The 11,389-nt window shown below is 60.9% G+C and carries 12 protein-coding genes; 4 read left to right on the top strand and 8 right to left on the bottom strand.

The genetic code is table 11. The features are described from left to right. Positions 1-146 precede the first annotated feature (146 nt). The 4 genes from AC4PS6_RS26345 to cmoB are packed head-to-tail and all read left to right on the top strand — an operon-like array spanning position 147 to position 2,927. On the top strand, positions 147-536 hold the full coding sequence (locus AC4PS6_RS26345) for a protease inhibitor I42 family protein (protein ID WP_014717082.1): 390 nt from the start codon (positions 147-149) through the stop codon (positions 534-536). 1 nt (position 537) lies between these two features. Further along, complete coding sequence (locus AC4PS6_RS26350; RefSeq protein ID WP_336826986.1) at positions 538-1,194, top strand: lysoplasmalogenase; 657 nt, start codon at positions 538-540, stop codon at positions 1,192-1,194. A 36-nt stretch (positions 1,195-1,230) separates the two neighbouring features. Next, positions 1,231-1,974, top strand: coding sequence for a carboxy-S-adenosyl-L-methionine synthase CmoA (gene cmoA, locus AC4PS6_RS26355; protein WP_014717080.1), 744 nt, complete (start codon positions 1,231-1,233; stop codon positions 1,972-1,974). Beyond that, complete coding sequence (cmoB, locus tag AC4PS6_RS26360; RefSeq protein ID WP_020301206.1) at positions 1,971-2,927, top strand: tRNA 5-methoxyuridine(34)/uridine 5-oxyacetic acid(34) synthase CmoB; 957 nt, start codon at positions 1,971-1,973, stop codon at positions 2,925-2,927. Before cmoA ends, cmoB begins: the two co-directional genes overlap by 4 nt. Before the next feature lie 140 nt (positions 2,928-3,067). Here the strand turns inward: cmoB and tadA are convergent, their stop codons facing one another. The 8 genes from tadA to lepA form a co-directional block, all read right to left on the bottom strand. After that, a complete protein-coding gene (gene tadA, locus AC4PS6_RS26365; RefSeq protein ID WP_019817664.1) occupies positions 3,068-3,565 on the bottom strand; it encodes a tRNA adenosine(34) deaminase TadA in 498 nt (165 codons plus the stop codon). Further along, a complete protein-coding gene (locus AC4PS6_RS26370) occupies positions 3,565-4,947 on the bottom strand; it encodes a multicopper oxidase family protein (protein WP_336826987.1) in 1,383 nt (460 codons plus the stop codon). The genes tadA and AC4PS6_RS26370 overlap by 1 nt, the downstream gene beginning before the upstream one ends. Before the next feature lie 225 nt (positions 4,948-5,172). After that, the gene (gene pdxJ / locus AC4PS6_RS26375) at positions 5,173-5,916 is read right to left on the bottom strand and encodes a pyridoxine 5'-phosphate synthase (RefSeq protein WP_014717076.1); all 744 of its coding nucleotides are present in this window, start codon (positions 5,914-5,916) and stop codon (positions 5,173-5,175) included. A gap of 51 nt (positions 5,917-5,967) precedes the next feature. Continuing rightward, positions 5,968-6,654: a DNA repair protein RecO gene (gene recO, locus AC4PS6_RS26380; protein WP_019817662.1), complete on the bottom strand. Its 687-nt coding sequence runs from the start codon at positions 6,652-6,654 to the stop codon at positions 5,968-5,970. A 154-nt stretch (positions 6,655-6,808) separates the two neighbouring features. Next, the gene (gene era, locus AC4PS6_RS26385) at positions 6,809-7,711 is read right to left on the bottom strand and encodes a GTPase Era (RefSeq protein ID WP_005785147.1); all 903 of its coding nucleotides are present in this window, start codon (positions 7,709-7,711) and stop codon (positions 6,809-6,811) included. After that, positions 7,704-8,393 carry a ribonuclease III gene (gene rnc, locus AC4PS6_RS26390; protein ID WP_003188856.1) on the bottom strand — a complete coding sequence of 230 codons (690 nt, stop codon included), beginning with the start codon at positions 8,391-8,393 and terminating at the stop codon, positions 7,704-7,706. The genes era and rnc overlap by 8 nt, the downstream gene beginning before the upstream one ends. Before the next feature lie 144 nt (positions 8,394-8,537). Beyond that, a complete protein-coding gene (lepB, locus tag AC4PS6_RS26395; protein WP_003188855.1) occupies positions 8,538-9,392 on the bottom strand; it encodes a signal peptidase I in 855 nt (284 codons plus the stop codon). Positions 9,393-9,397: 5 nt separating this feature from the next. Continuing rightward, on the bottom strand, positions 9,398-11,197 hold the full coding sequence (gene lepA / locus AC4PS6_RS26400; RefSeq protein WP_003188853.1) for a translation elongation factor 4: 1,800 nt from the start codon (positions 11,195-11,197) through the stop codon (positions 9,398-9,400). Between the last annotated feature and the right edge of the window lie 192 nt (positions 11,198-11,389).

Here is an 11,389-nt window from a genome sequence, read left to right on the forward strand (position 1 = left end):
GCTTTGTCCCTTCTCCTCCCTTCAAGTCCTAGCATACAAGCGGGCTTGCCCGCGATGGCGCCAGCCGCCACACCGCATGCCCTCTTGTCACACCTTGTCTCATCTTCGGTTATGCTCCCCCTTCGTCGTGTATTAACGGAGCCTTCATGACCGCTGCCCGCCTGTTTCTCCCCTTGAGCCTTGCCCTGCTGGCCGCATGCGCCAGTGCCCCCAAGCAAAACGTCAGCGTGGACAACCAGAGCGCCTGCCCGCTCCAGCTTAAAAACGGGCAAAACCTGATCCTCACCCTGCCCAGCAACCCCACCACCGGTTACCGCTGGGCCATCCAGGACTCCGCGGGCGGCGTGTTGCGCGCCTTGAGCCCTGAGGTCTACAGCAGCACCGAGTCCGGCGTGATCGGCGGGGGCGGCCAGTCCACCTGGCGCTTCCAGGCGTTTGCCGCAGGGCAAGGGCGTTTGCGCCTGACATCCCAGCAACCCTGGGAGCCAGAGGCCGAACCTGTCGAAACCTTTGACTGCGCCATTACGGTGAACTGATATGCCCTGGCTGATCCTTGCCTTGATGGGCGCCGGCACCTTTGTCTACGGCCTGGCGACCCATGCAACGCTGCTGTGCCTGCTGGTCAAGCCGCTGCCGGTGCTGGCGCTGCTGGGTTGGCTGCATGACGCGCCGCCCACCGAGTATCGACGCTGGATCAGCCTGGGGTTGATTTTTTCCGTGGTGGGCGACGTGTTACTTGCCTGGCCAGGCGACCTGTTTATCTTTGGCCTGGGCGCGTTTCTGTTCGCGCATTTGGCTTATCTCAAAGCTTATTTCAGTGACTGTCGGCGCTTGGCGCTGCTGCCGATGGTGCTGGCCCTCGGCGTGGGCGCAATCTTGCTGAGCATCCTGATCTCCCACGGCCTCGGTGAACTGCTGATACCGGTGGTGGTTTACGCGCTGGTGATCAGCGCCATGCTCTGGCGTGCGTTGGCACGACTGGGCAGCGAGGTGCCCAAACGTTCAGCGTGGCTGGCGGCGGTGGGTGCGGTGTCGTTTGTGGTTTCCGACGCGCTGATCGGCATCAACCGGTTTGTGCTGGCGTTCGAGGCAGCGCCGTATTTGCTGATCATCACCTACTGGCTCGGGCAGTGGGGCATCACCGCCTCGGCTTTCCATCAGACAACCCGCGCATCCGAGGAGCAACTTGGCTAAAATGCCGGCCTTTCCCCCATCGTTGCCGGAACAGCCGTGAGCAAAGAACCCGATCGCCTATTCGCCCAGCCCCTGCCCCAGGTGCCGGACTTCGCCTTTAACGAGGATGTGGTGCGGGTGTTCCCGGACATGATCAAGCGCTCGGTGCCGGGCTACCCCACCATCGTCGAGAACCTCGGCGTGCTGGCCGCGCAATTTGCCCAACCGGGTAGCGTGCTGTATGACCTGGGCTCTTCCCTGGGCGCCGTGACCCAAGCCCTGCGTCGCCATGTACGCACCGAGGGTTGCCGGGTGATCGCCGTGGATAACTCCGCCGCGATGGTCGAGCGCTGCCGCGAATACCTCAATGGCCAGGACTCGATGTTCCAGGAGTTGCTGCCGGTGGAGGTGATCGAGGGCGACATCCTCGCCCTGCAATTCAAGCCCGCCTCGGTGGTGGCCCTGAACTTCACCCTGCAATTTATCGCCCCCCAGGAGCGCCTGGCGTTGCTGGGGCGCATTCGCCAGGCGCTGCTGCCGGGCGGGGCGTTGATCCTCTCGGAAAAGCTGCGCTTTAACGATGTTGAAGAGCACGCGCTGCTGACCGACCTGCATATCGCCTTCAAACGCGCCAACGGCTACAGCGAACTGGAAATCGCCCAGAAGCGCAGCGCCATCGAAAACGTCATGAAGCCCGACAGCCTTGAAGAACATCGCGAACGCCTGCTGGCGGCCGGGTTCTCGAAAGTCGTGCCGTGGTTCCAGTGTCTTAACTTTGCCTCGTTGATTGCCTTGCCATGATTGATTTGTCCCCCCTCGCCCGCCATCTGGTCGGCACTCCCCTGGCCGTGTGGGCCCAGGGCCTGCAAGCGCAGCTCGATAGCAAGATGGAAAAAGGCCATGGCGACCTGGAGCGCTGGCAGAGCGCCTTGGATGCACTGCCGAAGATCCAGCCCAACAGCGTAGATTTGCTCAACGGCCTGGTGCTGGACACCGATTGCGACGACGCCACCCGCGAACAGATGCACACGGCGCTGATGGGCCTGAGCCCCTGGCGCAAAGGCCCGTTCCATCTGTTCGGCGTGCATGTGGACACCGAGTGGCGTTCGGACTGGAAGTGGTCGCGGGTCGCGCCGCACCTGAACCTCAAAGGCAAGCGCATCCTCGACGTGGGCTGCGGCAACGGCTACTACATGTGGCGCATGCTCGGCGCCGGGGCCGACAGCGTGATTGGCGTGGACCCCAACTGGCTGTTCTTCTGCCAGTTCCAGGCAGTGCAGCGCTACTTGTCCGAGCCCAAGGCCTGGCACCTGCCGTTCCCGTTCGAAGACTTGCCGGCGAACCTGGAAGGCTTTGACACGGTATTTTCCATGGGCGTGTTCTACCACCGCCGCTCGCCCATCGAACATTTACTGGCGTTGAAGGACACCCTGGTCAAGGGCGGCGAGCTGGTATTGGAAACATTGGTGGTGGAAGGCGACCAACAACAAGTGCTGGTGCCAGAAGACCGTTACGCCCAGATGCGCAACGTGTGGTTCCTGCCGTCGGTGCCGGCGTTGATGCTGTGGCTGCGCCGGGCCGGGTTCAGTGACGTGCGGTGCGTGGATGTGAGCGTGACCACGGTTGAGGAGCAGCGTGGAACGCAGTGGATGAAGTATCAGTCGCTGAGTGATTTCCTGGACCCTGAGGATCACAGCAAGACCATTGAAGGGCTGCCGGCACCGATGCGGGCGGTGATCATCGCGCGCAAATAACACCACGCTCGTCCTGAAAAAATGGAGATCAACGGTGGGAGCTGGCTTGCCTGCGATAGCGGTGGGTCAGTCAATATTGGGCTGACTGACAGATGGCTATCGCAGGCAAGCCAGCTCCCACATTGATATTTCAGTGTTCTTTAGAGTGGTGGCTTGGCCCGGCGAGCTTTGAAGAACTCGCTCAGGACAGCCCCACACTCCTCGGCCAATACCCCGCCCTCAAACAACACCCGATGGTTAAGAAAACCCTGGGTAAAAAACTGCCCCTGGCTTTGCACGATGCCCGCCTTCGGCTCCAACGCGCCATACACCACCCGCGCCACCCGCGAATGCACGATCAGCCCGGCACACATGCTGCACGGTTCCAGCGTCACGTACAGCGTGCTGCCCACCAGCCGATAGTTACTGATCGCTTGTGCAGCAGCGCGGATCGCGACCATTTCGGCATGGGCGCTGGGGTCGTTGCCACTGATGGGGCAGTTGAAGCCGCGGCCGATGATTTCACCGCCCTGCACCAGCACCGCACCCACCGGCACTTCGCCCAATGCAGCACCTTGGGCGGCGAGCGCCAGGGCTTCGCGCATAAAATCCTGGTCGCGGCTGCGGTCGATAATCGCGGCGGGGCGAATCTGGCGCATCACGCCACCTCGATGGCGGCCATCAGGCCGGTTTCCATGTGGTCGATCACATGGCAATGGAACATCCACACCCCTGGGTTATCCGCCACCAAGGCCACGCGGGCGCGTTCGTTCTTGCCCAGCAGGTAGGTGTCGGTGAAATACGGGATCACCTTGTGGCGGTTGGACGCAAGCACCTTGAAGCTCATCCCGTGCAGGTGGATCGGGTGCTGGTATTGGGTCATGTTCTTCAATTCGAAAATGTAGCTCTTGCCCTTCTCCAGCTTGGCAATCGGGCGGTCGGCACAGGTCTTGTCGGTGATGTCCCAGGCCTGGCCGTTGATCTGCCACAGGCTCGGCGGCTTGCCGTTTTCGACATTAACCGACACTGAACCGACCCATTCGAAATTGAAGTTGAGTTTCTCGGCATTGGCCAGGTCTGGCTCGGCAACCGGGTTGGCCGGCAATGCCGGTGGCCACAGGGTAGGCGCGTCGGTATTGGCCACCGAGCGGAAGGTGCCAAGGCGCACCGGGCCGTTGCGCAACGACAGTTCTTCGCCCGCCGGTGGCGCCTTGATCGCCAGGCAAATACGCATGCCCGGGCCCAGCCAATATTCCTTGCCCAACGGGCGCGGCTCGATGGGGTTGCCGTCCAACGCGTAGATCTGCGCTTCGACCCCGGGAATATTGAGGCGATAGGTCACAGTGTTATCGAGGTTGAGCAGGCGCACGCGGGTGATTTGCCCAGCCGGCAGGTCGATGACCGCCTGGGGCACCCCATTGATGGTCGACAGGCGCCCGGCCGTGCCGCCACGCGCCGCTTCACGGGGGATGCTGAACTCGACAAACCCGCCCTCTTCGTCGATGTGCCAGTTCTTCAGGCTCAAGGTGCGTTCGTACTTGAAACCGGTGGGTTCGCGCTCTTCCACGATCAACGGGCCGACCAGGCCACGGCCGAGTTCTTCGCTGCTGCTCACGTGAGGGTGATACCAGTAGCTGCCGGCATCGGGTACGCGGAATTTATAGTCGAAGTATTCGCCAGGCAGCACCGGCAATTGCGAGACGTAGGGCACGCCGTCCATCTCCAGCGGCAGGCGGATGCCGTGCCAGTGGATGGTAGTGGCGACTGGAAGTTGGTTGATAAAGCGCACCCGCAGCCACTCGCCTTGGCGCACCCGCAACTCGGTGCCTGGCGCCGAAGGGCCGAACGCCCAGGCTGGGGTTTTGTGCCCCGGCACCAACTCTACGTCCAGGGGCGCGGCGATCAGCTCGTAATCGTGCCCTGCCTCGGACTCAGCGACTTTCCCCAGCCAGTAGCGGTAGCCACCACCGGCACCGACGCCTACTACGGCCAGGCCAGCAAGACCACCCAGGATTTGTCGACGGGAAAAGGATCGGGACACAACAACCTCGCGTATCTGCCGCAGGCCAAGGGCCCGCAAAGGGCTGATACGATACACCTGCGTCGGCTAAACAGTAAGGCTTCGCATTGCCGCATGCCAAAAACGCCGACGACTCATCATGTGGGAACTGGCTTGCCTGCGATTGCAGTGGGCCAGTTACGAATGCGTCAACTGACACTCCGCTATCGCAGGCAAGCCAGCTCCCACATTGATCTTCATTGTTTATCAGTGCTTGGCAGCGGCCAGAATCAGGGCTTTCATCTCGGCCACGGCGCCTTTGAAACCGACGAAAAGCGCGTGCGCGACCAGCGCATGGCCGATGTTCAGTTCGTTGATGCCCTTGATCGCTGCCACGGCTTCGACATTGTGGTAATGCAAGCCATGGCCGGCATTGACGATCAAGCCTTCGCTGAGCCCGCAGTTCACGCCGTCGATGATGCGTTGCAGTTCGTCGGCCACTTCGGTCGGCGTGGTGGCATCGGCATAACGGCCAGTGTGCAGCTCGATCGCCGGGGCGCCGACGCGGCGGGAGGCTTCGATCTGGCGTTCGTCGGCGTCGATAAACAGCGAGACTTCGCTGCCGATCCGCGACAGGCGCTCCACCGCGGCCTTGATCCGCGCTTCCTGGCCGGCGACGTCGAGGCCGCCTTCGGTGGTCAGCTCCTGGCGAGTTTCCGGTACCAGGCAGATATGCGCCGGGCGAATGCGCTCGGCGAACGCCATCATTTCTTCGGTGACGCCCATTTCGAAGTTCATGCGGGTTTGCAGCACGTCCTTGAGCAGCAGCACATCGCGCTCCTGGATGTGACGGCGGTCTTCGCGCAGGTGCACGGTGATGCCGTCGGCGCCCGCTTCTTCGGCGTCCAGCGCGGCCTTGACCGGGTCAGGGTAACGGGTGCCCCGGGCCTGGCGCAGGGTGGCGACATGGTCGATGTTGACGCCAAGAAGAATGCGATTGCTGGTGGTCACGGAAGCGCTCCTGAAAAGGGAAAGAATCGGTGCACAGCATACACGGGGATGTCAGGGCTTTCGAAACAACTCGCGACTGACCAGCGGACGCCCGCCCAGGTGCACGGCCAGGGCCTGGCGCATCAGGCGCTTGGCGGCGGACAGCGCACCGGGAGCGTGCCAGTCGGCCTCACTCATGGCCAGCAGTTCGGTGCCCTGAAACAGGCCGGGCTGCAGCAGGTACACGCGCTCAAGCCCCGCATCGACTTGCAGGCGATACATGCCATCGGCGGCGATGGGCTCTCCGTGCAAGTCGTTGGCCAGTTCGAAGCCGTAGCCAAGGTCGTCGAGCAAACGCCATTCGAAAGCGCGCAGCAGCGGTTCCAGCGGACGGCCTTCAGCGAGGGCCAGCAAGGTGGCAGCGTAGTGATCAAAGACTGCCGGGTGCGGGTCTTCGGCGGGCAGCAGGCGGATCAGCAGCTCATTGAGGTAAAGGCCGCTGAATAACGCATCGCCATTCAGCCAGGCCGAGGTGCCAACGCTTTCCAGGCGGCCGACGTTTTTCAGCTCGCCCTTGCCGCGAAACTCCACGTCCAGCGCCACGAACGGCCGCGCCAAGGTGCCCGCCTTGCCCCGCGCGCTGCGCAATACCGCGCGCAGGCGGCCTTGGGGCGTGAGGAAGTCCACCAGCGCACTGGTTTCGCGGTAGGCGCGGCTGTGCAGGACATAGGCAAGTTGGCTGGGGGGGGAGGCGGACATGAGGCTCTCTCGCAGAACGTGAAACAGCGCCGATCCAATGTGGGAGCGGGCTTGCCCGCGATGGCGGCGTCACAGTCAACATCTCTGCCGAATGTTACATCCTCATCGCGGGCAAGCCCGCTCCCACAAAGTTTTGCAGTGTGTTCGAGGCCCGTTACAGGTCGCCGTAGCCCAGGGAGCGCAACGCACGCTCATCATCGGACCAGCCACCCTTCACCTTCACCCACAGGTTGAGCATGATCTTGGAGTCGAACAGCAACTCCATATCCTTGCGCGCTTCGGTGCCGATGCGCTTGATGCGCTCGCCCTTGTCGCCAATGATGATTTTCTTCTGGCCGTCACGTTCGACGAGGATCAACGCATGGATATGCAAGGTCTTGCCCTGCTGCTTGAACTCTTCGATTTCGACGGTGATCTGGTACGGCAGCTCGGCGCCCATCTGGCGCATGATTTTCTCGCGGACCAGTTCGGCGGCAAGGAAGCGGCTGCTGCGGTCGGTGATCTGGTCTTCCGGGAAGAAGTGCTCGTTTTCTGGCAGGTAACCGGCGATAACGCGCTCCAGGGCTTCGAGGTTGTGGCCGTGCTGGGCCGAGATCGGCATGATCTGGGCGTTCGGCAGTTGCTCCTGCAACCAGGTCAGGTGCGGCATCAGCTCGGCTTTGTCTTCGATACGGTCGGTCTTGTTCAGCGCGACGATCAACGGGCCGGTCACGTATTGCACACGCTCGAGGACCATCTGGTCTTCGTCGGTCCACTTGGTGCGGTCAACCACGAAGATCACCACGTCGACGTCTTTCAACGCGGCCGAGGCGGTCTTGTTCATGTAGCGGTTCAGGGCTTTCTCGCCGCCTTTGTGCATGCCAGGGGTATCGACATACACCGCTTGCACGTTGCCTTCGGTCTTGATGCCCAGCATGTTGTGGCGGGTGGTCTGGGGCTTGCGCGAGGTGATCGCGAGCTTCTGGCCGAGGATGTGGTTGAGCAGCGTGGACTTGCCCACGTTCGGGCGGCCGACGATGGCAACATAGCCACAGCGTGTTGCGGTTGAATCAGTCATGGCCATTCTCCACGCCCAGGGCAATCAGTGCTGCAGCGGCCGCTACCTGTTCGGCAATACGACGGCTCACACCCTGACCTCGGCTTTTTTCGTTCAATAAAGTGATTTCACATTCCACGAAGAACACCCGGCAATGGGGCTCGCCCTGGATATCCACCACTTCGTAGCGTGGCAGTTCGCAACCGCGGGACTGCAGGTACTCTTGCAGGCGGGTCTTGGGATCCTTGTTGGTGTCTACCAGCGTCAGGCTTTCGATTTCCGAGGCCAGCCAGGCGACAACGCGTTCCTTGGCCGTCTCCATCCCGGCATCGAGGTAGATCGCACCGATCAAGGCTTCCAGGGCATCAGCCAGGATTGACTCGCGACGGAAACCGCCGCTTTTCAACTCACCGGAACCCAGCCGCAGGTACTCGCCCAGGCCAAAGCCTCGAGCCAGCACAGCCAGGGTCTCGCCTTTCACAAGGCGTGCGCGCAGGCGCGACAGCTGGCCTTCTCGCGCTTGGGGGAAGCGCTCGAACAGCGCCTCGCCGGCGGCGAAATTGAGGATAGCGTCACCGAGGAATTCCAGGCGCTCGTTATTGCGCCCTGCAAAGCTGCGGTGTGTGAGGGCAAGGACCATCAATTCCTGGTCCTTGAAGGTGTAGCCGAGCTGACGCTCGAGACGACTTAGAGAAACGGTCACGGTTTATCCATATCTAGTTGATGGCACCGGCGGCCATCGACGATTGACGCAGTGTTCAAATTCAAATCCTGATGGGTACCGGGCATCGGAAAATGTCCAAGCCCCAGAAAAGCATTCGGCGCTGTGTTCACAGCGCCGCTTGTATTACTTGATCAGCCCGACCCGCGAGAAGTTCGGCAGGTGGCTGAGCTTGGGTTCCGGCCAACTCATCCAGACCGCGAAGGCTTTGCCGACAATGTTCTCGTCGGGCACCATGCCCAGCAGGTCCTTGGGAATGTTGGGGTCATCCCAGTAGCGGCTGTCGTTGGAGTTATCGCGGTTGTCGCCCATCATGAAGTAATGCCCGGCAGGCACTTTCCACTGGCCATCCGGCATCGCGCGGTAGCGGCTCATTTCCTTGCGGATTTGGTGCTCCACCGCGCCGAGTTTTTCCTGGTACAGCTCGGCGCTGCCCAGGGTATTCGGCTCGGCGCCCAGCAGCTTCTCGGCCACCGACTCACCGTTGATGAACAGGCGCTTGTCGCTGGTGTAGCGCACCACGTCGCCCGGCAGGCCGACCACACGTTTGATGTAGTTGACGTTCGGGTCGCTTGGGTAGCGGAACACCATCACATCGCCGCGCTGCGGGTCACCCACGGGGATGACTTTCTTGTCGATCACCGGCAGGCGAATGCCGTAGGAAAACTTGTTCACCAGGATGAAGTCGCCCACATCCAGGGTCGGTTTCATCGACCCCGAAGGGATCTGGAACGGCTCTACCAGAAACGAGCGCAACACCAGCACGATGAACAACACCGGGAAGAACGACTTGCCGTACTCAACCAGCAAGGGCTCTTTGTTCAGCTTCTCGACCACCACCGCATCGGGCTGGCTGACGCTGCCCTGATAGGAAGCAATGGCCGCCCGACGACGCGGGGCGAAGAACACCAGATCGAGCAACGCCAGGAGACCACAGACGGCAACGGCAATGACCAGCAACAGCGGGAAATTTAGTGACATAGGACCTAACTATCCAACCTGAGCACCGCAAGGAAGGCTTCTTGTGGAACTTCCACGTTGCCTACTTGCTTCATGCGTTTTTTACCGGCCTTTTGCTTCTCAAGCAGTTTGCGCTTACGGCTTACGTCACCGCCGTAGCATTTGGCCAGTACGTTCTTTCTGAGAGCCTTGACGGAGGTCCGTGCAATGATCTGCCCGCCGATGGCGGCCTGGATCGCGACGTCGAACATCTGGCGCGGAATCAGTTCTTTCATCTTCTCGGTCAGTTGGCGACCTTTGTAATGCGCGTTGTCCTTGTGCACGATCAGTGCCAGGGCATCTACCTTGTCGCCGTTGATCAGCACATCCAGTTTCACCAGATTAGCCGATTGGTAACGATCGAAATGGTAGTCCAGCGAAGCATAGCCGCGACTGGTGGACTTGAGACGGTCGAAGAAGTCCAGGACCACTTCGTTCATCGGCATATCGTAGGTCACTTGTACCTGAGTACCGAGGAACAGCATGTCGCGCTGCACGCCACGCTTTTCGATACACAGTGTAATGACGTTGCCCAAGTGTTCCTGCGGTACCAGGATATTGGCCCGCACGATCGGCTCGCGCATGTCTTCGATGGCCGACAGGTCCGGAAGCTTGGAGGGGTTGTCGACGTAAATCGTTTCACCGGTTTTGAGCAGCAACTCAAAAATAACGGTTGGCGCGGTGGTGATCAGGTCCAGGTCGTACTCGCGCTCAAGGCGCTCCTGGATGATCTCCATGTGCAGCATGCCCAGGAACCCGCAACGGAAGCCGAAGCCCAGGGCGTCGGAGCTTTCCGGGGTGTACTGCAACGACGAGTCGTTGAGGGTCAGTTTTTGCAGGGCTTCGCGGAAATCTTCGAAGTCATCGGAGCTGACCGGGAACAGGCCGGCGTAGACCTGTGGCTGGATGCGCTTGAAGCCGGGCAGCACGTCGACGTCTGGCGTGGAGCTCAATGTCAGGGTGTCACCTACTGGCGCACCATGAATGTCCTTGATGCCGGCGATAATGAAGCCTACTTCACCGGCTTTCAGATCAACGGTAGCGGTGTGCTTGGGGTTGAATACACCGACGCTGTCCACCAGGTGGATCTTGCCGGTGGACTTGACCAGGATCTTGTCGCCCTTCTTCACACGGCCATGGCGCACGCGCACCAGGGACACAACGCCCAGGTAGTTGTCGAACCAGGAGTCGATGATCAACGCTTGCAGCGGATCTTCGTAGTTGCCGGTCGGCGCGGGAATGGTGTGCACCAGGCGTTCGAGCACTTCGTCGACACCCAGGCCGGTCTTGGCGCTGCAGGTGACGGCGTCGGTGGCATCGATGCCGATGATCTTCTCGATCTCTTCCTTGACGCGCTCAGGCTCGGCCTGGGGCAGGTCGATCTTGTTGAGCACGGGCATGACTTCCAGGCCCTGCTCGATCGCGGTGTAGCAGTTGGCAACCGACTGCGCCTCGACGCCCTGGCCGGCATCGACCACCAGCAACGCACCTTCACAGGCCGCCAGCGAACGGCTGACTTCGTAGGTGAAGTCAACGTGGCCAGGGGTGTCAATGAAGTTCAGTTGGTAAGTGATGCCGTCTTTGGCCTTGTAGTACAGCGTGACGCTGTGGGCCTTGATGGTGATCCCGCGCTCGCGTTCGAGGTCCATGGAGTCCAGTACCTGGGCTTCCATTTCACGCTCGGCAAGGCCGCCGCACATCTGGATAAATCGATCGGCCAGCGTCGACTTGCCATGGTCAATGTGGGCGATGATGGAGAAATTGCGGATATGACTCAAATCACTCACGGATCAACACTCAAAAAGGCTGCAGGCAGATTGCCCGCTGAAAAATAGCCGGGAATTGTACCTGATGCTCAGGCCAGACGTCATCTTTGCTGACCAATACAAAAAAGCCCCACTTTAATGGGGCTTAAAACTGTAGGAGCGAGCTTGCTCGCGAAAATCGCCAACGATAACGCGCTTATTCTGGATAAACGC

The sequence above is a fragment of the Pseudomonas sp. DW-iso17 genome (assembly GCF_058725345.1).